The sequence below is a fragment of the Limnohabitans sp. Bal53 genome, assembly GCF_003063355.1.
GTDB lineage: Bacteria > Pseudomonadota > Gammaproteobacteria > Burkholderiales > Burkholderiaceae_C > Limnohabitans_A.
Window position 1 is genome coordinate 1 of sequence record NZ_NESH01000006.1, and the last position, 22,929, is coordinate 22,929.

Annotated in this window: 27 protein-coding genes; 10 read left to right on the forward strand and 17 right to left on the reverse strand. The window is 59.8% G+C overall.

The window, feature by feature from the left end; translation table 11 throughout:
* From B9Z50_RS14365 to B9Z50_RS17635, 10 genes are all read right to left on the reverse strand, one after another.
* A partial coding sequence (locus B9Z50_RS14365; protein ID WP_233200730.1) for a GTP-binding protein occupies positions 1 to 139 on the reverse strand: 139 nt, incomplete at its 3' end.
* A gap of 156 nt (positions 140 to 295) precedes the next feature.
* The gene (gene fusA / locus B9Z50_RS14370; RefSeq protein ID WP_108365463.1) at positions 296 to 2,398 is read right to left on the reverse strand and encodes an elongation factor G; all 2,103 of its coding nucleotides are present in this window, start codon (positions 2,396 to 2,398) and stop codon (positions 296 to 298) included.
* 99 nt (positions 2,399 to 2,497) lie between these two features.
* Positions 2,498 to 2,968 (reverse strand): 30S ribosomal protein S7, encoded by a 471-nt coding sequence (gene rpsG, locus B9Z50_RS14375; protein WP_062406807.1) that lies wholly within the window; start codon positions 2,966 to 2,968, stop codon positions 2,498 to 2,500.
* A 165-nt stretch (positions 2,969 to 3,133) separates the two neighbouring features.
* The gene (gene rpsL, locus B9Z50_RS14380; RefSeq protein ID WP_011466063.1) at positions 3,134 to 3,511 is read right to left on the reverse strand and encodes a 30S ribosomal protein S12; all 378 of its coding nucleotides are present in this window, start codon (positions 3,509 to 3,511) and stop codon (positions 3,134 to 3,136) included.
* 150 nt (positions 3,512 to 3,661) lie between these two features.
* On the reverse strand, positions 3,662 to 4,819 hold the full coding sequence (locus B9Z50_RS14385; RefSeq protein ID WP_108365667.1) for a D-alanyl-D-alanine carboxypeptidase family protein: 1,158 nt from the start codon (positions 4,817 to 4,819) through the stop codon (positions 3,662 to 3,664).
* Between the two features lie 96 nt (positions 4,820 to 4,915).
* A complete protein-coding gene (locus B9Z50_RS14390) occupies positions 4,916 to 5,542 on the reverse strand; it encodes an alpha/beta hydrolase (protein WP_108365464.1) in 627 nt (208 codons plus the stop codon).
* Positions 5,542 to 5,886 (reverse strand): ferredoxin, encoded by a 345-nt coding sequence (locus tag B9Z50_RS14395; protein WP_108365465.1) that lies wholly within the window; start codon positions 5,884 to 5,886, stop codon positions 5,542 to 5,544. Before B9Z50_RS14395 ends, B9Z50_RS14390 begins: the two co-directional genes overlap by 1 nt.
* A 44-nt stretch (positions 5,887 to 5,930) precedes the next feature.
* Positions 5,931 to 7,022, reverse strand: coding sequence for a VanZ family protein (locus B9Z50_RS14400; RefSeq protein WP_108365466.1), 1,092 nt, complete (start codon positions 7,020 to 7,022; stop codon positions 5,931 to 5,933).
* Positions 7,023 to 7,041: 19 nt separating this feature from the next.
* Positions 7,042 to 7,470 (reverse strand): CopD family protein, encoded by a 429-nt coding sequence (locus B9Z50_RS14405; RefSeq protein ID WP_108365467.1) that lies wholly within the window; start codon positions 7,468 to 7,470, stop codon positions 7,042 to 7,044.
* Between the two features lie 163 nt (positions 7,471 to 7,633).
* Entirely contained in the window at positions 7,634 to 7,795 is a 162-nt protein-coding gene (locus B9Z50_RS17635) for a hypothetical protein (RefSeq protein WP_158270689.1), read from the reverse strand.
* On the opposite strand from B9Z50_RS17635, the gene hemB reads away from it, so the two are divergent.
* Positions 7,794 to 8,801, forward strand: a complete 1,008-nt coding sequence (gene hemB / locus B9Z50_RS14410) for a porphobilinogen synthase (RefSeq protein WP_108365468.1) — start codon at positions 7,794 to 7,796, stop codon at positions 8,799 to 8,801. The genes B9Z50_RS17635 and hemB overlap by 2 nt on opposite strands.
* 27 nt (positions 8,802 to 8,828) lie before the next feature.
* Here the strand turns inward: hemB and B9Z50_RS14415 are convergent, their stop codons facing one another.
* Together B9Z50_RS14415 and B9Z50_RS14420 are read right to left on the reverse strand one after the other, a co-directional pair.
* On the reverse strand, positions 8,829 to 9,518 hold the full coding sequence (locus tag B9Z50_RS14415) for a dienelactone hydrolase family protein (protein ID WP_108365668.1): 690 nt from the start codon (positions 9,516 to 9,518) through the stop codon (positions 8,829 to 8,831).
* Between the two features lie 27 nt (positions 9,519 to 9,545).
* A complete protein-coding gene (locus B9Z50_RS14420) occupies positions 9,546 to 10,148 on the reverse strand; it encodes a 2-hydroxychromene-2-carboxylate isomerase (protein ID WP_108365469.1) in 603 nt (200 codons plus the stop codon).
* A gap of 76 nt (positions 10,149 to 10,224) precedes the next feature.
* Here B9Z50_RS14420 and B9Z50_RS14425 point away from each other — a divergent pair, with 76 nt between their 5' ends.
* Genes B9Z50_RS14425 through B9Z50_RS14435 form a run of 3 tightly spaced genes read left to right on the forward strand, consistent with a single transcriptional unit; the run spans position 10,225 to position 12,099 of the window.
* The gene (locus B9Z50_RS14425) at positions 10,225 to 10,971 is read left to right on the forward strand and encodes an SDR family oxidoreductase (RefSeq protein WP_108365470.1); all 747 of its coding nucleotides are present in this window, start codon (positions 10,225 to 10,227) and stop codon (positions 10,969 to 10,971) included.
* A complete protein-coding gene (locus B9Z50_RS14430) occupies positions 10,971 to 11,432 on the forward strand; it encodes a MaoC family dehydratase (RefSeq protein WP_108365471.1) in 462 nt (153 codons plus the stop codon). The genes B9Z50_RS14425 and B9Z50_RS14430 overlap by 1 nt, the downstream gene beginning before the upstream one ends.
* A gap of 28 nt (positions 11,433 to 11,460) precedes the next feature.
* Positions 11,461 to 12,099 (forward strand): MarC family protein, encoded by a 639-nt coding sequence (locus B9Z50_RS14435; RefSeq protein ID WP_108365472.1) that lies wholly within the window; start codon positions 11,461 to 11,463, stop codon positions 12,097 to 12,099.
* Between the two features lie 66 nt (positions 12,100 to 12,165).
* Here B9Z50_RS14435 and B9Z50_RS14440 read toward each other — a convergent pair whose 3' ends face one another.
* Positions 12,166 to 12,681 (reverse strand): GNAT family N-acetyltransferase, encoded by a 516-nt coding sequence (locus B9Z50_RS14440; RefSeq protein WP_199221758.1) that lies wholly within the window; start codon positions 12,679 to 12,681, stop codon positions 12,166 to 12,168.
* Complete coding sequence (gene lepB / locus B9Z50_RS14445) at positions 12,678 to 13,346, reverse strand: signal peptidase I (protein ID WP_108365670.1); 669 nt, start codon at positions 13,344 to 13,346, stop codon at positions 12,678 to 12,680. Before lepB ends, B9Z50_RS14440 begins: the two co-directional genes overlap by 4 nt.
* A 333-nt stretch (positions 13,347 to 13,679) precedes the next feature.
* On the opposite strand from lepB, the gene B9Z50_RS14450 reads away from it, so the two are divergent.
* Positions 13,680 to 13,931: a type II toxin-antitoxin system ParD family antitoxin gene (locus tag B9Z50_RS14450; RefSeq protein ID WP_108365671.1), complete on the forward strand. Its 252-nt coding sequence runs from the start codon at positions 13,680 to 13,682 to the stop codon at positions 13,929 to 13,931.
* A complete protein-coding gene (locus B9Z50_RS14455; protein ID WP_108365473.1) occupies positions 13,928 to 14,254 on the forward strand; it encodes a type II toxin-antitoxin system RelE/ParE family toxin in 327 nt (108 codons plus the stop codon). Before B9Z50_RS14450 ends, B9Z50_RS14455 begins: the two co-directional genes overlap by 4 nt.
* Before the next feature lie 54 nt (positions 14,255 to 14,308).
* Here B9Z50_RS14455 and B9Z50_RS14460 read toward each other — a convergent pair whose 3' ends face one another.
* Positions 14,309 to 15,247 carry a LysR family transcriptional regulator gene (locus tag B9Z50_RS14460; protein ID WP_108365474.1) on the reverse strand — a complete coding sequence of 313 codons (939 nt, stop codon included), beginning with the start codon at positions 15,245 to 15,247 and terminating at the stop codon, positions 14,309 to 14,311.
* A gap of 207 nt (positions 15,248 to 15,454) precedes the next feature.
* Between B9Z50_RS14460 and B9Z50_RS14465 the strand changes: the two genes are divergently transcribed.
* The 3 genes from B9Z50_RS14465 (at position 15,455) to B9Z50_RS14475 (ending at position 19,976) form a co-directional block, all read left to right on the forward strand.
* Positions 15,455 to 16,966: a CoA-acylating methylmalonate-semialdehyde dehydrogenase gene (locus B9Z50_RS14465; RefSeq protein WP_108365475.1), complete on the forward strand. Its 1,512-nt coding sequence runs from the start codon at positions 15,455 to 15,457 to the stop codon at positions 16,964 to 16,966.
* Positions 16,967 to 17,178: 212 nt separating this feature from the next.
* A complete protein-coding gene (locus B9Z50_RS14470) occupies positions 17,179 to 18,861 on the forward strand; it encodes a GMC family oxidoreductase (RefSeq protein ID WP_108365476.1) in 1,683 nt (560 codons plus the stop codon).
* A 356-nt stretch (positions 18,862 to 19,217) separates the two neighbouring features.
* Complete coding sequence (locus B9Z50_RS14475; RefSeq protein WP_108365477.1) at positions 19,218 to 19,976, forward strand: TSUP family transporter; 759 nt, start codon at positions 19,218 to 19,220, stop codon at positions 19,974 to 19,976.
* A gap of 7 nt (positions 19,977 to 19,983) precedes the next feature.
* Here the strand turns inward: B9Z50_RS14475 and B9Z50_RS14480 are convergent, their stop codons facing one another.
* Complete coding sequence (locus B9Z50_RS14480) at positions 19,984 to 20,907, reverse strand: DMT family transporter (RefSeq protein WP_108365478.1); 924 nt, start codon at positions 20,905 to 20,907, stop codon at positions 19,984 to 19,986.
* Between the two features lie 55 nt (positions 20,908 to 20,962).
* Positions 20,963 to 22,060 carry an alanine racemase gene (gene alr, locus B9Z50_RS14485; RefSeq protein ID WP_108365479.1) on the reverse strand — a complete coding sequence of 366 codons (1,098 nt, stop codon included), beginning with the start codon at positions 22,058 to 22,060 and terminating at the stop codon, positions 20,963 to 20,965.
* 223 nt (positions 22,061 to 22,283) lie between these two features.
* On the opposite strand from alr, the gene B9Z50_RS14490 reads away from it, so the two are divergent.
* Positions 22,284 to 22,922: a DedA family protein gene (locus B9Z50_RS14490; protein WP_108365480.1), complete on the forward strand. Its 639-nt coding sequence runs from the start codon at positions 22,284 to 22,286 to the stop codon at positions 22,920 to 22,922.
* The last annotated feature ends 7 nt before the right edge of the window (positions 22,923 to 22,929 follow it).

Below are 22,929 nucleotides of genomic sequence, written 5' to 3' on the forward strand. Positions count from 1 at the left end.
ACGCTTTGGCAGCACCGCCGAACTTGGCAGCCAACACGGTGGTGATGGCAGCAGTCAGTGTGGTTTTGCCGTGGTCAACGTGACCGATGGTGCCCACGTTCACGTGGGGTTTGGTCCGTTCGAATTTTTCCTTAGCCATTTTTCAATCCTTAAAAAGAGCAATGCCCGTGTGTTGGTTTTATGTTTGCATCAGGTTGCTTGATCACTCCGCACGGGCACAGAGTGGCACTTGATCGCAGACAGTTTTTGAATGACTGACAAGTCACCCTGATGACTCAGGATGACTGACTGGCGTTTACTTGGCACGAGCCGCAACAATGGCTTCCGCCACGTTACGAGGAGCTTCCGAGTAGTGCTTGAATTCCATGGTGTAGGTGGCGCGACCTTGCGACATCGAGCGCAGTGTGGTCGAGTAACCGAACATTTCAGACAATGGCACTTCGGCCTTGATGGCCTTGCCGCCACCAACCATGTCGTCCATACCTTGGACCATGCCACGGCGTGAGGACAAGTCGCCCATCACGTTACCGGCGTAGTCTTCTGGTGTCTCGACTTCCACAGCCATCATGGGCTCCAGAATCACGGGCTGGGCTTTGCGGCAACCTTCTTTGAAACCAAAGATGGCGGCCATCTTGAAGGCCATTTCGTTCGAGTCCACATCGTGGTACGAACCGAAGTGCAGGGTGACCTTCACGTCCACAACGGGGTAACCCGCCAACACGCCTTGACCCAAAGCTTCGATCACGCCTTTTTCCACCGCAGGGATGTATTCGCGAGGAACCACACCGCCCTTGATGGCGTCAACGAATTCGAAGCCTTTGCCTGGCTCTTGAGGCTCAACCTTCAGAACCACGTGGCCGTACTGACCCTTACCACCGGACTGACGCACGAACTTGCCTTCGGCTTCGTCCACGGTCTTGCGGATGGTTTCGCGGTAAGCCACTTGCGGCTTGCCCACGTTGGCTTCCACACCGAATTCGCGCTTCATGCGGTCAACGATGATTTCCAGGTGCAATTCGCCCTGGCCACCAATGATGGTCTGACCGGATTCTTCGTCGGTTTGCACGCGGAAAGAAGGATCTTCAGCAGCCAAACGCGACAGGGCCATGCCCATCTTTTCCTGGTCAGCTTTGGACTTGGGTTCCACAGCCTGACGGATCACGGAGTCAGGGAACACCATGCGCTCCAAGGTGATCACGGCGTTGGGATCGCACAGGGTTTCACCGGTGGTCACGTCTTTCAAGCCCACGCAAGCGGCGATGTCGCCCGCGCGGATCTCATCGACTTCTTCACGGTTGTTGGCGTGCATCTGCACGATACGACCGATACGCTCTTTCTTGCCGCGCACGGCGTTGTACACGGTGTCGCCCTTTTTCAGAACGCCGGAGTACACGCGCACGAAAGTCAACTGGCCCACAAAGGGGTCTGTCATCAACTTGAATGCCAATGCGGAGAATTTTTCTTCGTCGTCAGCCTTGCGGGTGATTTCTTTTTCATCTTCGTCGAAGCCCTTGATGGCTTTCACATCCAAAGGAGAAGGCATCAATTCCAGAACCGCATCCAGCATACGCTGCACGCCTTTGTTCTTGAAGGCTGTGCCGCACAACATGGGCTGGATTTCGCTGTTGATGGTGCGAACGCGCAGGCCGTGCGTGATTTCTTCTTCGGTCAAGTCGCCTTCTTCAAGGTACTTGTTCATCAGCTCTTCAGAGGCTTCAGCAGCGGCTTCAACCATCTTCTCGCGCCACTCTTTGGCCACTTCGACCAAGTCGGCTGGGATCTCTTCGAAGGTGAACTTCATGCCCTGGGAAGCTTCGTCCCAGATGATGGCTTTCATCTTGCGCAGATCGACCACGCCGGTGAAGTTTTCTTCAGCGCCGATTGGGATCACGATTGGCACAGGGTTGGCCTTCAGGCGCAACTTCATCTGCTCCACAACTTTGAAGAAGTTGGCACCGGTACGGTCCATCTTGTTCACAAAGGCCAAACGTGGCACTTTGTATTTGTTGGCCTGACGCCACACGGTTTCAGACTGGGGCTGCACGCCACCCACAGCGCAGTACACCATGCAAGCGCCGTCGAGCACGCGCATGGAACGCTCAACTTCAATGGTGAAGTCCACGTGGCCGGGGGTGTCGATGATGTTGATGCGGTGGTCATCGAAAGAGCCGTCCATGCCTTTCCAGAAGCAGGTGGTGGCCGCAGAGGTGATCGTGATGCCACGCTCTTGCTCTTGCTCCATCCAGTCCATGGTGGCAGCGCCGTCGTGCACTTCACCAATCTTGTGGTTCACGCCGGTATAAAAAAGAATACGCTCTGTCGTTGTGGTCTTGCCAGCGTCGATGTGCGCCGAAATACCAATGTTGCGATAGCGCTCGATGGGGGTAGTGCGAGCCATATATTTCTCCAATGATTAAGTACCAAAGCCCGCCACCCCAAATGGGGCCAGCGGGCTGGCTTCTGACAGTGTCGGGCTTCTGTGTGAAACCCGTGTGAATCAGAAGCGGAAGTGCGAGAACGCCTTGTTGGCTTCGGCCATGCGGTGAACTTCGTCACGCTTTTTCATGGCGCCGCCACGGCCTTCATTGGCCTCGAGCAGTTCGTTGGCCAAACGCAGGGCCATGGACTTTTCACCGCGCTTGCGTGCGGCCTCTTTGATCCAGCGCATCGACAAGGCCAAGCGGCGAACAGGGCGCACTTCAACAGGCACCTGGTAGTTCGCACCACCCACGCGGCGGGATTTGACTTCCACCATGGGCTTGACGTTGTTGATGGCAATCGAGAACAGCTCGACAGGGTCTTTGCCTGTTTTCTTTTCCATGGTTTCCAAGGCACCGTAAATGATGCGCTCAGCAACCGCTTTTTTGCCGCCTTCCATGATCACGTTCATGAACTTGGACAACTCGACATTGCCGAACTTGGGATCCGGCAGGATTTCACGTTTAGGGACTTCGCGACGACGTGGCATATTTCACCTCATATTGCTTCAGTTGGCGTCTTTTCAGACACCGCGAGTGTTATTCAAAACAACTCACTTACTCGACCCACCTGGACAATTCCGGGCTTCGGGTCACTTCGCTGCATCACCGCGCCACGCGGGAAACAGCACCGAAAAATTTCAACCCAAAAGGGTTTACTTGGCCTTTGGCTTCTTCGCGCCGTACTTGGAGCGAGACTGCTTGCGGTCTTTCACGCCTTGCAAGTCCAAAGAACCGCGAACGATGTGGTAACGCACACCGGGCAAGTCTTTGACACGACCACCGCGCACCAGAACCACCGAGTGTTCTTGCAGGTTGTGGCCTTCACCGCCGATGTAGGAGATGACCTCAAAACCGTTGGTCAAGCGCACTTTGGCAACTTTACGCAGAGCGGAGTTAGGCTTTTTTGGCGTTGTGGTGTACACACGGGTGCAGACACCACGACGCTGTGGAGAGTTTTGCATCGCAGGGCTTTTGGACTTGATCGTTTCGACCTCGCGCCCCTGACGCACCAATTGATTGATGGTTGGCATTGTTTGTAACGTCCCTAAACGTTGAATTTAGACAAAAGAAACTTCCCCGCCCCAAAAGCGGAAAAGCCCGCCAGTATAACCGTGTGATGGGCCGCGTGGCAAGTTATCCACAATTTTGTGGTTCCGAAGGGAGGCAACGCCCCCTGCGCATCACTTGATCCACAGCCTCACTGCATCCCAAGCACGGCCCAACACCCCGGCTTGCTCGACCGGCTCCAGCACCAGCAAAGGCACCTCAAACAAGGCTTTGTCGCCCTGCATCACCTTCAAGCTGCCCACGGCCTGCCCTTTGGTAAAAGGTGCGACCAAAGGGTCTGGGCGAACCACCTGGGTTTTGAGTTGTGCGGCGCTGCCTGCGGGGACAGCCACCACCAAGGGTCGTACCGAGCCGAGTTTGAGCACTGGCTGCTTGCCTTTCCACACCAGTGGCGTGACCACCGCCTGGTTGGCGTCAAAGAGCTTGACCGCGTCAAAGGCCGAATAACCCCAGTTGAGCAGCTTCTGACTCTCGTTGGCGCGGGCATTTTCACTTTCCGCGCCCAGCACCACACTCAGCAACCGGCGTGTACCCACATTGGGCAGTTCCCGCTTGGCCGAGGCCACCAGGCAATAGCCAGCAGCCTGGGTGTGGCCGGTTTTGAGGCCATCGACACTGGTGTCGCGAAACAGCAACAGGTTACGGTTGGTGTCGTTGGCCGCCGGGGTGCCTTCGTAGCGGTATTTCCTGATGGCGTAATAAGGCACATAGTCCGGAAAATCGCGCATCAAGCGTGTGGCAAGCAGCGCCAGATCCCGGGCGGTGGTGGTGTGGCCTGGGGCTGTGAGACCTTCAGGGTTTTTGTAGGCTGTGCTGTTCATACCCAACAACTTGGCCTGATCGTTCATCAACTGCACAAAGCGCTCGACGCTGCCCGCCACCCCTTCTGCCAAGGCCACCGTCGCGTCGTTGCCCGACTGGACAATCATGCCTTTGATCAAGTCCTCAACGGGCACCTTCATGTTGGGATCGATGAACATGCGCGAGCCGGGCATCTTCCAGGCGCGCTCGGACACCGGCATCGTCTGCTTGATGTCGATCTTGCGGTTTTTCAGAGCGTCAAAGACCAAATAGGCCGTCATCAGCTTGGTCAGCGAAGCTGGCTCCACCGCCATGTCGGGCTCTTTGACCGCCAGCACTTGGTTGGCGGTCACATCCATCAGCAAGTAGGCTTTCACCGCCATTTCGGGCGCTTGTGGCATCTGGGCCTGGGCGATCCACGTGATGGCGGCCAGCCCAGTGCCGATCAAAAATTTCAAAAAAGTATTCATGCGCTGGTGTGTGATGCGGGTCATGGATTGCCAAGTGCGCGCCCAATTGGGTGGTGCACTGGGTGTATCAAACAAAAGAAAGGCTTGGGCAGCTGGTCAGGCGCTCAGGTGGCGCATCACCAAGGATTTGAGCAGGGGCAATTGTCCGTGAAAGAAGTGCTCACACCCGGGAATCACCGTGATGGGCAAGGATTGAGGTCGGGCCCAGTCCATCACGCTGGCCAGTGGCACCGTGTCGTCCTGCTCGCCGTGTAGCACCAGGCAGCGCTCGTGCAACTCGGGGGCCACCGGAGCCACCTCAAAACGCGATGCTGCCGTGCCTACCAAGACCAGTTGTTGCGGTGGCCGTTGATCGCCCAGGGCTTGCACCACATGGCTGGTGACAAAAGCACCAAAGGAAAACCCGGCCAGCGCCAGCGGCCCCTCGGGTGCCACCTGCGTGATGACTTGCTGCATGTCGACGGCTTCACCACGGCCTTCGTCGTAAGCGCCTTCACTCGCGCCCACGCCCCTGAAATTGAAACGCACGGCTCGCCAGCCACTTTGCACAAAAGCTCGCGCCAGGGTTTGCACCACTTTGTTGTGCAAAGTGCCGCCAAACAAGGGGTGGGGGTGGGCAATCACGGCTGTGCCCTGCACGGGGCCTTCGACGGGCTCGTCCAGCAAAGCCTCAATCTGTCCAACCTGGCCTTGCAGGCTGAGCTTGCGGGTCATGGGGTTCATCAGCGCCCCAGGTGTTCGGGGGTCAGCAAACGCTCCACCACCTGGCCATTTTTCAAATGCGACTCGACGATCTCGTCGATATCGCTTGGGTCAACGTAGGTGTACCAAACGCCTTCTGGATACACCACAGCCACAGGCCCACCCGCACAGCGGTCCAGGCAGCCCGCTTTGTTGACCCGCACTTCGCCGGGGCCAGACAGTCCGAGTGCTTTCACACGGGCTTTGCAGTGGTCAAAGGCGGCCTGGGCGTTGTGCTGTGCGCAGCATGCTTCGTTGTTTTTGCGCTCGTTCAGGCAAAAAAAGATGTGGCGCTTGAAATAAGGATTGGGGGTTTCGGTGCTCATTTGGCAATTTTAGGCCCCCGACTCACGGCAGGAAGTCACCCGGCTCAGGAAAGGCCAGGCCAGGCCAGTCGGCGCACCAGATACCCCAGCAAGGCATAAGGCCACAGCCAGCCCAACCACTGGATCAGGCCATGAAAACGGATGAAACGCCCCTGCTCCCAAGTTTGTAGCGTCAAGGAAAAATACACATCGGCCGAGGCGCTGTTGAGCAAGCTCAACTGCAGCACCAAAGCTGCTAAAGCCAGCACCCAGCACAACCGGGGTGGGCACAAGGACAGCAGCGCAGCCCCCACCAAGGCCCAGGCCATGCCCTTGACCACCTCGGGACTGATCCAACCCCAGGCGTGCACGGGGCCGTATGTCAAAGCTGCTGAAAGGGCGCTGGCCAACAAACCCGCCGCCAGGCACAAACCAGCCACCACCCAGCGCTGCGGCCTGCGGCGCACCACACCAAAGGCCAGCAAACAGGGCAACAACAAACCAACGGCCACACACAAAGTCTCGGTCAAGGGCAGCAATGGCTGCAATTCAGTGGTGCGCACAGGCCACCAATCCAGCCAGGGCGTGTCTTGCAACCACTCGATCCAGGTGGTCTCCACGCGCTCAAACACATGGCCCAAGCCAAAGGGCACGGGGGCCGGAAACAGCAAGGCCAAGGGCCACAGGGCCAACAAGGCCAGCGCGCCACTGGCCTCGGATTCAAACCAGCGGTCTCTGAACCGGCTCCATCGCTCGATCAGGCCCGCCCAAGCCAAGCCGCTCGCCACCACGGCTCCCGCCCAAGCCCCGCCCACGTTCAGCACCCAATCGAGGTTGGAAGGCACCCGCACCGGCAAGAACATCTGCAGCGACTCCATCACCAAGGACAAGACTGCGGCCACCAAAGCCGCCAAGGTGATGGCTGGCCAGTGCAGGCGGCTGCGGTGCACGGCCAACGCCAGCAAAAAGCCCAAGGGGGCATAGCCCAGCACATTGGAAAACACGTCAAACCCGGTCCAATAACGTGGCCAGGGTGCCGTCAGGAATGACCAGGACACCAGGCCCTGAAACCGCCAGTTGTCGAACGGGTACAGGCTGGCATAGACGATCAGGACCGCGTACAGCCAAAACAAAGGCCAAGCGGTTGTTTTGCGCATAAGCCTTGCTTGTCAGGCCTTAAAAAGGCTTGACCACCACCAACACAACGGCTGCAAACATCATCAACACCGGCGCTTCGTTGAACCAACGAAACCAGACATGGCTGCGCTGCATCTGCCCTTTTTCAAACTTGCGCAACATCACGCCACAACTGTGGTGGTAACCCAACAAGGCCACAACGATCAGCAGTTTGGCGTGCATCCAGCCTTGGCCAGGGCCCATGCCTATGCCGTAGTAGAGCCAAAGCCACAAGCCCAGCGCCAAGGCCGGAACGGCCAGGATGGTCATGAAACGGTAGAGCTTGCGCGCCATCAGCAGCAAGCGCTCGCGCTCGGCGCTCGAGTCTGCCGGCACCATGGCCAGGTTGACATAGATGCGAGGCAAGTAAAACAAGCCAGCGAACCAGCTGGCGATGAAAACGATGTGAAGGGCTTTGATCCAGAGCATGCGTCGAGTGTAGCCAGAGATGCACGAGCCAAGGACCTGTTCACCGGGCAAAAAAAACCCCCGACCAGAGGCCGAGGGCAGGAAGCCTTTTTGCTGTCACACATCAAGGCGCCCGCTCAGGGAGGAAAAGCGGGAGGCAGCAAGCTGCCCGCTAAGGAATTTATCAAATAACAAAACCAATAACAAGGTCATGTTTGTTTTTTATGTTGTTTTTGTCATTTTGATATGGACATGCCGTTCTTGTCCCCCGCAATGCCGCCTGAGCGACTGCGTGCACCTTGCGATTTTTGGCATCCACGAGGACTTCAGGCACAATTTTCCACATGAACTCTGTCGCCCCCTTCCCCACCAACCGCCCACGCCGCTTGCGCCGTGATGAATTCACCCGCAATCTGGTGCGCCAGCACCGGGTTACAGCACACGACCTGATCTACCCGGTCTTTGTGCTGGACGGGCAAAACCAGCGCCAGGCCGTGGGCTCCATGCCCGGCGTGGAACGTCTGAGTCTGGACCTGTTGCTGCCGGTGGCCGAAGACTGCGTCAAGTTGGGCATCCCGGTCATGGCACTGTTCCCGGTGATCGACGCCAGCCTGAAGGACCCCACAGGCAGCGAAGCCATGAACCCCAACGGTCTGGTGCCGCGCGTGGTGCGTGAGCTGAAAAAGCGCTTCCCCGAACTGGGCGTGATGACCGATGTGGCGCTCGACCCCTTCACCAGCCACGGCCAGGACGGCCTGCTGGACGAAACCGGCTACATCTTGAACGACGAAACCACGGCTGTGCTGGTGCAGCAAGCGCTCACGCAAGCCGAAGCGGGCGTGGACATGGTCGCGCCCAGCGACATGATGGATGGGCGCATCGGCGCGATCCGCCAAGCCCTCGAAGCGCGTGGCTTGATCCACACCCGCATCATGGCCTACAGCGCCAAGTACGCCAGCGCGTTTTACGGCCCTTTCCGCGACGCGGTCGGCTCGGCCGGCAATCTGGGCAAGAGCAACAAAAAGGTCTATCAGATGGACCCCGGCAACACCGACGAAGCCCTGCGCGAAGTCGCCATGGACCTGGCCGAAGGCGCGGACATGGTCATGGTCAAGCCCGGCATGCCGTATCTGGACATCGTGCGCCGGGTCAAAGACGAGTTCAAGGTACCCACCTTTGCCTACCAAGTCTCGGGCGAATACGCCATGCTGAAAGCAGCAGCACAAAACGGCTGGCTGGACCACGACCTGGTCATGATGGAAAGCTTGCTGGCCTTCAAACGGGCTGGCGCCGATGGCGTGCTGACTTACTTTGCACGCGACGCCGCACGCTGGATCGCCGCCCATCCATAAAAATACACGGGCGATTGATCGGCCAGATCAGCCCACGTGCTGCTTGAAAAACGCCAGCGTGTGTTCCCGTGCCTGCTGGGCTGAGGGTGCATGCCATGAACCGCGCTGGTCGCAGTTGAAGCCGTGGTGCGCGGCATAGGTGAACACCTGAACCGCAGGATGGGCTTTTTTGAGAATCTCGACCGTGTCCAAAGGAATCCACTTGTCCTCGTCGGCAAAGTGCGCCATGACCGGCACCCGAGGTTGGCGGGCGATTTCGGCTTCTGTGGTGACACCGCCACCGTAATAAGGCGCTGCTGCACTCAAACCGGACAGCGTGCAAGCCGCACGCCAGGTCAGCAAGCCGCCCCAGCAATAACCCACAATGCCCACCTTGCCGCCTGAGGCTTGGGCGGCATGGTCAATGGCCGCTTGAATGTCCTGCATCACACCGGGTGCAGGCAAGGCCTCTACGGCCGTTTTGTAGCCAAAACCCTCACCCATGTCGGTATCGGTGTAACCCAGCTCGACCCCTGGCTTGACCCGGTGGAATGCGGCCGGGGCCACCGCCAGATAACCGTCGGCGGCGTAGCCATCGGCCACGGCGCGAATGTGGCTGTTGACGCCAAAAATCTCCTGAATCACCACCACGGCCCCTTTGGGGGTGCCTGCAGGGTGGGCTTCGTAGGCGGGCACTGCTGTGCCGTCAGCGCTTTGGAGTTCAATCATCGTTCCCATGTTTTGGTCTTTCAGGTTCAAATGTGTTCAACCGACCAGCGCACGCTCGACAAAGTCAAGTCGGTCCTGGCCCCAAAAAATCTCGCCATCGACCACATAGCTGGGCGCTCCAAACACCCCTGCATCAATGGCCGCCTGGGTACAGGTCTCATAACGCTCTTGCACCGCCTGGGTGCGAGATGCCTCCATCAGCGAAGCCGGCAAGTCCTGCTCGCTCAGCAGCTCAGCCAGCACCTTGTCATCGGCCATGTTGCGCTCTTGCGCCCAGCAAGCCGCCAAAATCGCACCCGCGATCTTCATGGCCGCCTGAGCACCTTGGGCCAGATCGGCCGCAATGATCAGACGGGCCGAGTCGTCACCCCCAACGGGGAAGTACTTGGGCTTGAGGGTCAGGGGCACATTCAGGTGTTGGCTGAAACGCTGCAACTCCACCAAGCGGTAAGCCTGCCGCTGCGGCGCCCGCTGGCCGAGAGGCAAGCCCCCCGAAATGGGGAACACCTTGCCACCCAAGTCGATGGGCATGACACGCACCGCAGCGCCAGTGCGCTGCACGATGTCGGCCAAGCGCTGGTGGCCCAAATAAGCCCAAGGGCTTTGCGGGGCGAAGTAATAGTCCACTGTGCGACCCATGCTGTCTCCTGGTGTGTTGTGTAATCTTTGAGCTGCGGTTGTAACCGCAAGCGACCATTTTTGCAGGAGACACGCGATGAACAAGGTCTTGTTGGTGACCGGCGGCAGCCGAGGCATTGGGGCCGCTACCGCCCTGTTGGCCGCCCAAAATGGCTGGTCGGTGGCGGTGAACTACACCGCCAACTCGTTGGCGGCCGACGAAGTGGTGCGCCAGATCCGCGCCGCGGGTGGCCAAGCCATGTCGGTGCAAGCCGATGTGGCCGATGAAGCGCAGGTGCTGCGCATGTTCAGCCACATCGACGCCAAATTCGGCCGCCTGAGCGGGTTGGTCAACAACGCAGGCGTGGTTGACGTGACTGCCCGCGTGGACCAGATGAGTGTGGCCCGCTGGAAACGCATGTTCGACATCAACGTGATCGGCAGCATGATCTGCGCCCGTGAAGCCGTTCGCCGCATGAGCACGCAGCACGGTGGCGAAGGCGGCAGCATCGTCAACGTTTCAAGTGCCGCATCACGCTTGGGCTCGCCCGGCCAGTATGTGGACTACGCCGCCGCCAAAGGGGCGATTGACGCTTTCACCATCGGCTTGGCCAAAGAAGTGGCTGCCGAAGGCATCCGCGTGAACGCCGTACGCCCGGGCCTGATCGAGACCGAGATCCACGCCTCGGGCGGCTTGCCCAACCGCGTCAAAGAGCTGCAGCACTTGGTGCCTGCCCAGCGCGGCGGCACCGCCGAGGAGGTGGCCCAGGGCATTGTTTGGCTGTTGTCCGACAGCGCCAGCTACACCACCATGAGTTTTATCGACATTTCGGGAGGCCGTTGATGGCTGAATTCAAGTACTACTGGGAAGACTTTGCCCCCGGCGAAGTGCGTGACCTGGGCACCATCACACCCACCCGCGAAGAAATCATCGCCTTCGCCACACAGTTTGACCCGCAGCCCTTTCACCTGAACGACGAGGCGGCCAAGGCCTCGGTGTTTGGCGCCCTTTCGGCCAGTGGCTGGCACACCTGCTCCATGGCCATGCGCCTGATGGTGACCAACTTCCTGTGCGAAACCTCCAGCCTCGGCTCGCCGGGTTTGGAAAACATCAAATGGCTCAAACCGGTTTATCCGGGCGACACCTTGCGCCTGCAAAGCACCATGCTCGAGACCAAACCCATGGGCAAGCGCCCGGATGTGGGCATGACACGCAACCTGTGGGAAATGTTCAATCAGCACGGTGACAAAGTGCTGCACATGGAAGGCTGGGGCATGTTCAGAAGGCGCACGCCTGCGGCCTGAAAGCGACCTGAAGGGGCACAATAGGGTGATGGACTTCAAACCGCTCATCACCCTGCTGGCCATCGTCAATCCTTTGGCCATCGTCCCTTTTTTCATCCACTACACGCAGGGCTTCAGCCCGGCCCAGCGCAAAAAAACGATTTGGGTGTCGTCCTTTTCGGCCTTCGTGGTGATCGCCGCCAGCGCCTTGCTGGGCTTGCAGATCCTAGAGTTTTTTGGCATCTCGCTGGCCAGCTTTCAGGTCGGCGGCGGCATGCTGCTCTTGACCGCCGCACTGTCGATGCTGAATGCCCAACCCGCTGAAGCCCGCGCCAGTGCCGACGAAGTGCATGACGCTGAAGCCAAAGCCGCCATGGGCGCCAGCATCGCCGTGGTGCCGCTGACCATCCCCCTGCTGACGGGTCCGGCCACCATGTCCACCGTGGTGATTTACGCGGAAAAAGCCAAGAACTTCGCCCAACTCGGCACCCTGGTCGGCTACGGCGTGGTCATTGCGCTGGCCACAGGCCTGTGCTTTTCGTTGGCCACACCGATTGCACGCATTTTGGGAAAAACCGGCATCAACGTCATGACCCGGCTGATGGGTTTAATTTTGGCCGCGCTCGCGGTCGAGGTGATGGCCGACGGGCTGACCAAGCTGTTTCCGGTGCTGGCGAGGGGGATTTGAAAGGAAGCAAGCCTGTCGTTCTTTCAGAACAAAGACGACACTCTTTGAGTGCTGCGCCGTAAGTGCCTAAACCGCTAAACGGCAGGAATAGCGAATTTCTTCAACCATCGATCCACCCAGCTCAAATGTTTTTGCAGTGAATTCGTCCCGGTCAAACCCGACTGCTTGATAAAAACGGATCGCTCGCGCGTTTTGCGCCAGCACCCATAAATGACACTGCCGATAGCCTTGTTCGATCAAACGATTCCGGGCTGACACCCAAAGTTGCCGACCCACGCCCTTGGACCAGACAACGGGCGACACATAAAAAGCCCAAATTTCGGCTTCGTCTCTCGCCAAACCCTCGTCCCGGCAGGGCCCGGTATTGATCCAGCCAAACATGCAGTCGCCTTCCATGGCCACATGCAAATCACCTTGTTTGTCTGCCAGAAACCGACCCCAGAATGCCTGGCGTGATGACACCGTCAAGGAAGCCAGAAACGCTTCAGGCAGGATGTCCGCATAAGCGGCTCGCCAAGCATCAACATGGATTTCAGCGACCGCCCTTGCGTCTTCAGGCACTGCATGACGAATCTGCATCATTCGATCACTTCCAGCGTGCGGTTCCAGCGCGGCAACCAATTGCCCAAGATATTGGCCGACACCAGCACCCGGTGTGCGCGTCCGATCAGCAAGTAGCGCGGCACCATGCCGATGAAGCGAGAGTCGGCGCTGTTGTCACGGTTGTCGCCCAAAAAGAAATACTGTCCCTGCGGCACCTGCACCGGGCCAAAACTACGCAACGCATTCAGTTCAGGCAAGACCTGCACGGAACGTTCATGCCCAGCAACTCGCTCGCGGGCCTGAATGGCGGGAGTGGTCAACCCGCCGCCCAGTGGCTCGGTCACGGCCACTGGGACAAGGTATTTAGACGCGACACCATTGAGGTACAGCACTTCGTCACGCATTTCCACCACATCACCGGGCACCGCCACCAACCGCTTGATCATGCGCACGCCATCTTTGGGCGAGATGAACGTGACCACATCCCCACGCTGCGGCTCAGCCAGCGGCGCTACCACCACATCGGTCAAAGGCAACTTGACATCGTAGGCCAGTCGGTTGACCAGCACCACATCGCCTTCGAGCAAAGTCGGGCGCATGGAGCCCGACGGGATCGGGTTCCAGTCGGCCACGGCCAAGCGGAAAACGCCGAAACAGCACATGAACAAGATGAAGCTGCGGTTGTCTTTGAACCAGGATTTCATGGAAAACATCCTTTGATCACAAAATAAAATAGGTCTTTATAACTCATTAAATCCTCATGTCTCTGAATTTCTCCATGGCCTTTGAGGGAAGCAGCAACCGCTGCTGGTGGCAGGCTCTCAGAGCTCGTGACGCCCTTCGAAGAAAATCAACTGTCCGCCAAATTAAAAAGCACCCGTGCAGGAACCGCCATCGCAGACTCGCTTCTGATAAAAAATATGCAAGTCGGGTATGAGAAAAAGTTCTTGAAAAAATTGCAACACCCACGTAACGGGTTAAGCGCTTTCAACCCAACTCATCTTGCCAAATTTTGCCAAACCCACTATCCTGAGCAGATGAGCACCATGAACATTTCCCTGCCCGAGACCTTGAAGACCTTCGTGGATGTGCAAGTTAGCCAGCGCGGTTACGGCACCAGCAGCGAGTACGTACGTGAGTTGATACGCAAGGACCAAGATCGCCTGCAATTACGTGAACTGCTGATGAACGGTGCCAGTTCCGCACCTACGGCTCCCGTCGATGCGACTTACTTTGACGGCTTGCGTGAGCAGGTTCACCAAGCCGCCCGGACCCACTCACCCCGGTGAAAACAAAGCCAGTCACCCCACGCGAATTGGCCCTTCGGGATGTTGAGCAAGCTGTTGCCTATTATTTAGGCGAGGGTGCGCCTTCTGCGGCTCTCGGTTTGATTGATGCGCTGGAAAAAGCCTATGCCCACATCGGTCGGCACCCCGCCACGGGATCTCCAAGGTATGCCCACGAATTGAACCTGCCGGGTCTACGGTTTTGGCCACTGACCCGCTACCCATATTGTGTTTTTTACACCGAAAAATCAGACCACATCGATGTTTGGCGGGTGTTGCACGGTCAACGAGATATTCCTGCCTGGCTTCAAACCGAACCCGATTGAGTTCACCTTGGCGGCAATTAAACAGCGGTGCAAAGTCTCATCGGTGGCCGGAAATCACACCCCAAACCCGCCCTCAAGCCCCTTCTTCAAGTGACCCACCAGCGCCGCCACGGCCCGGGGCACATGCGGCGCATAAGGGCGAATGGCGTAAATGGTTTCGGCAAAGGCCCCCACAGGTTTCCAACCCGGCAGCACGCGCACCAACTGGCCTTTGCGCAACTCGGCTTGGGCGCTGAAGTCAGGCAAAAGTGCGATGCCTGCGCCGGTCAGGGCCGCTTCGCGCAAGGCTTCGCTGTTGTTGGCGGCAAAGCGGCCACCCACGGGTACCGTGATGCGATCGCCCTCGCCTGAAGGTTGACGCGGCTCAAAGGTCCAGGCCGGGGTGTCTTGAGAGCGGGGGTAGTGCAGGCAGTTGTGGGTTTGCAGGTCGACCGGGTTTTGCGGTTCGCCAAATTGACCGATGTAAGCGCGGGTGGCCACGAGCACCGATTCGGTCGCGCACAGCGCCCAAGCCACATGCGTGTCCGGCGGGCGGGCGGTGTGGCGTATGGCCAAGTCATACCCTTCTGTGGCCAGAGCGCTCAGGCGGTCAGACAGGTCCAGCTCGATGCGAACGTCCGGAAAATCTTTCAAAAAAGCGGCGAACAAAGGCACGAGTTGCTGCCTGGCCAGCGCCACGGGCGCGGTCACGCGCAGCAAGCCGCTGGGCTGCTCGGCCAAGTCGCGTACCTGGGCAAAGCTTTGCGCGATCTGCTCGAATGAAGCGCGGGTGTCATCCACCAGCCTTTGGCCTGCCTCGGTCAGGCGCAGGCTGCGGGTGGTGCGCTGCACCAGGGTGACCTTGGCCGCACGCTCGAGCTCAGCGATGCGCTGACTCATAGCGGCCTTGCTCACGCCCAAACGGGCGGCCGCTGCCGTGTAGCTGCCCTGCTGGGCCAGTACGCTCAGCCAATGCAGGTGTGTCCACAAGGCGTTGATTTTTTGCTCTTCCATCTGCACATTGTTCACTATTTTGAACAATCAATTCAGATTTGCGGTATTGCAGGGGGGAATGTGGGTGCCTACACTGCAAGGCGAAATGTAGGGGCCCACCCTTTGGGCGATTTTTTGGTCAGCTGACCATGGGGCAATCGCCCACAGGGCGGGCTCCTACAAGAGACACATCGACAAGCAACCGGCACAAGCCACAAGGAGTCCCCCATGAGCATTTCCCAAATCGGTCATTACATTGGCGGCCAAGTCGCCGCAGGCGCTTCGGGCCGCAGCCAACCGGTCACCAACCCCGCCACCGGCGCCGTCACCGGCAACGTGGCTTTGGCCAACAGAGCCGAAGTGGACAAGGCCGTGGCCGCCGCGCAAGCCGCTTTCCCCGCCTGGTCCGACACACCGCCGCTGCGCCGCGCCCGCGTGATGTTCAAGTTCCTCGAACTGCTGAACACCCACAAAGACGAGCTGGCCCACATGATCACCGCCGAGCACGGCAAGGTGTTCACCGACGCCCAAGGCGAAGTCAGCCGTGGCATCGACATCGTGGAATTCGCCACCGGCATTCCGCAACTGCTCAAGGGCGACTTCACCGACCAGGTCTCCACCGGCATCGACAACTGGACGCTGCGCCAGCCGCTGGGCGTGGTCGCGGGCATCACGCCCTTCAACTTCCCCGTCATGGTGCCCATGTGGATGTTCCCGGTGGCCATCGCGGCCGGCAACACCTTCATCTTGAAGCCCAGCCCGACCGACCCGACGCCGTCGCTGTTCATCGCCGAATTGCTCAAAAAGGCCGGTCTGCCCGATGGCGTGTTCAACGTGGTGCAGGGCGACAAAGAAGCCGTGGACGCGCTGCTGGAACACCCGGACGTCAAAGCCATCAGCTTTGTCGGCTCCACCCCGATTGCCAACTACATCTACGAAACGGGCGCCCACCACGGCAAGCGCGTGCAGGCCCTGGGCGGCGCGAAAAATCACTTGGTCGTCATGCCCGACGCCGACATCGACCAGACCGTGGACGCTTTGATTGGTGCGGGTTACGGCTCGGCCGGCGAGCGCTGCATGGCGATCTCGGTGGCCGTGCTGGTGGGCGATGTGGCCGACAAAATCATCCCGAAATTGATCGAGCGCACCAAGACCTTGAAGGTCCTCAACGGTGAAAACCTCGCGGCTGAAATGGGCCCCATCGTGACCGACGCGGCGCGTCAACGCATCAAGGGCTACATCGACGCGGGCGTGGCCGAAGGCGCCAAGCTCTTGATCGACGGCCGCGAATTTGACGGCGCCAAGGCGGGTGCCGGTTGCGAGCAAGGTTTTTGGTTGGGCGGCACGCTGTTCGACCACGTCACCACCGACATGAAGATCTACAAAGAAGAAATCTTTGGCCCGGTCTTGAGCTGCGTGCGCGTGCCCGACTTCGCCACCGCCGTGCAAATCATCAACGACCACGAATTCGGCAATGGTGTGAGCTGCTTTACCCGCGATGGCAACGTGGCCCGCGAGTTCTCGCGCCGCATCCAAGTGGGCATGGTCGGCATCAACGTGCCGATCCCCGTGCCCATGGCCTGGCACGGCTTTGGCGGGTGGAAGCGCTCGCTGTTTGGCGACATGCACGCGTATGGCGAAGAGGGTGTGCGCTTCTACACCAAGCAAAAGTCGATCATGCAGCGCTGGCCTGAGTCGATTGGCAAGGGTGCTGAGTTCGTGATGCCGACGGCCAAGTAAGCGGCTTGACCCTCGGGCTTGCCTGAGGGTTTGCTTGCCTGAAGGAGCAGATGCCGCATCCGCGCCTCAGGCTGAGCCACATGGCCTCATCGGGCGCTTCCGCGCCAGCAAATCGGTCGCGCGGCCCATCCTGAGTCACGGACGCTACGTTCGTTCTGAACGAGATGACCATTCCAAAGGCACAATGATCGGCTGAGGAGACCGGCCAGACCATGAACCACAACAGCTTTGACTACATCGTCATCGGCGCAGGCACCGCAGGGTGTTTGCTGGCCAACCGGCTCAGTGCCGACCCCAGCAAGCGGGTCTTGCTGGTGGAGGCGGGCAAAAAAGACAACTACCACTGGATCCACATCCCGGTGGGTTACCTGTACTGCATTGGCAACCCGCGCACCGACTGGCTGTACCAAACCGAAGCAGCCCAGGGTCTGAACGGGCGCAGCCTGCGTTACCCGCGTGGCAAGGCGCTGGGCGGCTGCAGCAGCATCAACGGCATGATTTACATGCGCGGGCAGTCGCGCGATTACGAGCACTGGGCCGAGGTCACGGGTGACGAGGCCTGGCGCTGGCAGCCCTGCTTGGCCGACTTCAAAGCGCACGAAAACCACCACAAACTCGATGCAGCGCTGGCACCTGACTTTGCCCGCCAGCACGGAGGCGCTCGGGGTGACTTTGTCCAACTGCACGGTCACGGCGGTGAGTGGCGCATTGAAAAGCAGCGCCTGCGCTGGGAAGTGCTGGACGCCTTTGCACAGGCAGCGGTGCAGGCGGGCATCCCGGCCACGCCGGACTTCAACACGGGCAACAACGAAGGTGTGGGATACTTTGAGGTGAACCAGAAAGACGGTTGGCGCTGGAATGCGTCCAAGGCGTTTTTGCGCCCCGCCCAGCAGCGCCCCAATCTGACGGTCTGGACCGAAACCCGGGTACAAGCGCTCCAGCTGGCCCCCCAATCCGATGGCAGCATGCGCTGCGTGGGCGCGAACTTGGTGCGCAAGGGGCAGGCGGTGAATGTGAGCGCCCAGGCCGAGGTGATCTTGAGCGCGGGCAGCATCGGCTCGGTGCAGATTTTGCAGCTCTCGGGCATTGGCCCCGCCGAGCTGCTGCGGGCCAAAGGCGTGCCCGTGCAGGTTGACCTGCCCGGAGTGGGCGCCAACTTGCAAGACCATTTGCAGATCCGCTCGGTCTACAAAGTTCAAAACACCAAAACCCTGAACACCTTGGCCAGCAGCTTGTGGGGCAAGGCCATGATCGGGCTGGAATACGCCCTCAAGCGCACCGGCCCCATGAGCATGGCGCCGAGCCAGCTCGGTGCATTCACCAAGAGCGATCCGTCGCAGCCGCACGCCAACATCCAATACCACGTTCAGCCGCTCAGCCTGGACGCCTTTGGAGAGCCGCTGCACAGCTTTCCGGCGATCACGGCCAGCGTGTGCAACCTCAACCCCACCAGCCGGGGCAGAGTTGAGATCAAGACGCCGCACTTCGAAGATGCGCCCGCCATCGCCCCCAACTACCTGGCCACCGAAGCCGACCGAAAAGTGGCCGCTGACAGCCTGCGGGTGACGCGCCGCATCATGGCGCAACCCGCCATGGCCCCTTTTGCACCCGAAGAGTTCAAGCCCGGCGTGCAGTACCAAAGCGACGAAGAGCTGGCCAAACTGGCTGGGGACATCGCCAGCACCATCTTCCACCCTGTGGGCACCACCCGCATGGGGCGGGGTGACGACCCGATGGCCGTGGTCAACTCGCGCCTGCAGGTGCGTGGCGTAGCGGGCCTGCGCGTGGTCGATGCCGGCGTGATGCCCACCATCACCAGCGGCAATACCAACAGCCCCACGCTCATGATTGCGGAAAAAGCAGCGCGTTGGATCGTGCAAGACGCAGCCCGCTGACCCCCACACGCCAACCCCAAAACCCATTTAGCCGGGGCTGAACGTCTGCGTCAGCCGCAAAATTTCACTTTTTGACCTTTGGCACGGCTTTGCGTCTCAGGGATTTCCCCCAAATGGGGAAATCCCTGAGAAAACTTGGGGTCTTGTTACCGTACATTTCATGCACTCGATGCAAAGCAGTAACTGCATCCTGAGGGCCGAGGAGACATTTCGAGACCCGAAGAACAAGTACATCAAGCAACATCCAAACGAGGTGTGATTTCCCCAAGCGTCGCGCAAGCGGCGCTTTTTTTTGGCCGCGTCATGACGCCTTGACAGGACCAACGTCGCCAAAACCCGATGCCACAATCGACCCCATGGAATTACTGATTGTTTCGCTGGCCTCGCTGCTGGCCGGGCTGATCGACTCGATCGTGGGCGGTGGTGGCCTGATCTTGCTGCCCGCGCTGTTTGCCACCTTTCCTGGTGCGGCCCCCGCCACCTTGTTTGGCACCAACAAAAGCGCCTCCATTTGGGGCACGGCCTTTGCCACGGTGCAGTACAGCCGCAAAGTGGTCATGCCCTGGCGCTCTTTGCTCCCGGCGGCTGGCGCGGGCCTGGTGGGTTCGGTCATCGGGGCCTGGATGGTCACGCAGGTCGACCCAGCCCTGTTTCGCAAAGCCCTGCCCGTGATGCTGGCGGTCTTGCTCGTCTACACCCTGGCCAAAAAAGACATGGGCCGCCGTCACGCCCCGCGTTTTGCTGGCCGCCAAGAGGCCTGGATCGCCTCGGGCATCGGTTTGACGATCGGTTTTTATGACGGTTTTTTTGGCCCCGGCACAGGCAGCTTTCTGGTGTTTGCTTATGTGCGGCTGCTGGGTTATGACTTTTTAAACGCCTCGGCCTCGGCCAAACTGATCAACGTCGCGACCAATTTTTCGGCCCTGATGTTGTTCGCCTACCAAGGCCATGTGTGGTGGCACCTGGCGCTGGCCATGGCGGTGTCCAACATCATCGGCAGCATCATCGGCACGCGCCTGGCCCTCAAGCACGGGGCGGGCTTTGTGCGCCAGATTTTCATCTTTGTGGTGCTGGCCCTGATCTGCAAAACCGCCTACGACACCTGGCTGCTTTGACCACCGTTCAGCGCAAGCGCCACTTGATTTGCCCAGCGTACTGCGCCAGCGCAACGCCCAGCAAAGTCACGCCGGCTCCAGCGATCTTGATCCAGGTGTAGTGCTCACCCGACAGCGCCCAGGCAAACAGGCCCGCCATGGGCGGCATCAAATAGATCAAAGGCGCTGTGCGGGCCACGCCACGCACATTGTTGATCCAGCCCCAGGCCAACCAGCCGATGAAGGCCGACACCAACACCGACCAGAACAGGCCCACCCAGGCCCAAACATCGAGCGCTGCCCAGTTCGCATCCAGGCCTGCAGGCAGCGACAGCAGCATGACCGGCAAACCACCCAACAAGGTGGCATAACCCATGGTCAGCACCGGACCGTGTTCTTGCATCACAGGCTTGACCGCCACGGTGTAATAAGAGAACAAACTGGCAGCCACCAGCAAGACCAAGTCTCCCCCGCCAGCACGCCAGTTACCGCCCAATAATTTGTCCGAGAGAAACATCAAGACGCCACCCAAGGCCAAAGTCACGCCGGACAACTGCGCCGCCGTCAAGCGCTCCAAGCCCTGGATGCGCAGTATCAACAAGGTAAAAATTGGTCCGCACGCCAAAATAACCGAGCTGGAAAATGCGGTGGACCAATGAATGCCATAAGTGACCAGCCCCACATGCAAAGAGTGGCCTATGAAGCCCAACCAGGCCATATGCAGCCACACTGGGCGCGGTAGCGGCGGCAACCAGCGTCCAAAGCGCCAGCGCATCAGCAGCAACGCGCACACGGGCATGATGAGGTAACGCGCCCACAAAAAACCACCGGGGGTGATCAGGTCAAACAGGTACTTTTGCAGCGTGAAGTTGCCCCCCCAGATGACAATCAAGACCAACGCCACCCACAAGGCGAGTTGGTCATGGACGTGAGGCGGGGCGCGATGAGGCATGAACCCGATTGTGCGGCCACAGGCCTGGGGCCCATGTCTCGCCCGCAGCAAGCTTTCAGTCTTGCACCAACACGGGCACGCGCTGCGCGAGCGCACACATCAGCTCGTAACCCACGGTGCCCGCCGCTTGCGCCACCTCGTCGATGCCGAGCACCGCACCTTGGGCCGACTGCCCCCACAGCGTGACAGTGCTGCCCACACCTGCATCGGGAAAGGGACTCAGGTCCACCGTCAGCATGTCCATGCTCACGCGGCCCACGGTGCGGCCCCGTTGACCGTCCACCAGCACGGGCGTGCCCGTGGGGCAGATGCGCGGGTAACCGTCGGCGTAGCCGCAGGCCACCACGCCAATGCGCAGGGGGGCATCGGCCACAAAGCTAGAGCCATAACCCACGCTGTCGCCCGCCTGCAGTTGCTGAACGGCGATGATTTTGGCGTTCAAACTCATAGCGGGCTGCAGGCCCCAGTACGCCGCGCTGTGTTCTGGAAAATCGGGCGAGCTACCGTAAACCGCGATGCCAGGGCGGATCCAGTCGGCTTTGACAGCGGCATCCTGCGCATGACGCAAGGTGGCGGCGCTGTTGCTGAGGCTGCGCTCGCCCGGCAGGTCGCGGGTGGCTTCTTCAAAGCGGGCCATCTGCTCGGCGATGCCCTTGGGGCCATCGGCGTCGCTGAAATGGGTCATGAGCGAAATTTCGTCCACCTGCGGCAAAGCGTTCAAGCGTGTCCAGGCCGAGCGAAAACGCTGCGGTGCAAAGCCCAGCCGGTTCATGCCCGAGTTCATCTTCAAGAACACCCGGTGCGGCTCGTGCGTCTTGTGCAGCGCCAGCATATCGATCTGCTCGTCGCAATGCACCGTGTGCCACAGGTGCAGGCGGGAGCACAACTCCAGGTCACGCGCCTCAAAAGCGCCTTCGAGCAGCAAGATCGGGCCGCGCCAGCCCAGGGCACGCACCCGCTCGGCCTCACCCAGGTCCAAGAGAGCAAAGCCATCGGCCCCTCGCAAACCATCAAACACCCGCTCGATGCCATGGCCATAAGCATTGGCCTTGACCACGGCCCAAGCTTGAGCATCGGGCGCGGCTTGCTGGGCACAGCTCAGGTTGCGGCGCAGCGCGGCGGTATGGATGGTCGCTTGAATGGGGCGGGGCATGGGGTCTGGGCTTGCACAAAAGAGGTTTGCAAGTGTGCCAGCAAAGTCGTGGCTCTGGCCAAACGAAGGCCGCACTGTCCGCTGCAGGCCCACGCCGCCAGGCCCCGGGAATACCCGCCTGACCCGTCTCTGGAAGGGGCTTGCAAATGCTTTACACTGGCGCGCAGCCTGCTGACCCCCTGCATTTCGCCACCGGGTTTTGCGCCGCCAGACTTTGAAATCCATGGAAGTTTTTGAGTTCTTGATGCCCATCTTCACCGAATACGGCTATTTGGCCGTGTTCGTGATGCTGTTGATCTGCGGCTTTGGCGTGCCCGTGCCTGAAGACGTGACCTTGGTCACTGGCGGCGTGATCGCAGGTCTGGGGCATGCCGACGTGCACACCATGTTTGCAGTGGGCATGGCGGGCGTCATGGTCGGTGATGGCCTGATGTTCACCTTGGGCCGGCTGTACGGTGAGCGCATTTCCAAATTGCCCGGCTTTCGCAAAATCCTCACACCCGAGCGCTTTGCCAGCGCCCAAGACGCCTTCCAGAAATACGGCAAATGGGTCATGTTCGTGGCCCGGTTTTTGCCCGGTTTGCGCACACCGGTGTTCTTCTCGGCCGGCATGAGCCGACGCGTGAGCTTTACCACCTGGTTTTTCATGGATGGCTTTGCCGCCTTGATCAGCGTGCCGATCTGGGTGTACCTGGGCTACTTAGGTGCGCAAAACTGGGACTGGATGTTTGGCGTGCTGCACCAGTTCCAGTACGGCATCTTTGCGCTGCTCGGCATCGGCGGTGGCTGGCTGGGCTGGCGCTGGTGGCAAAAGCGCCGGTCCACTGCAGCAGCTGCCAAAGCCCCCGGCGACGCTTCTTAAGCTGCCC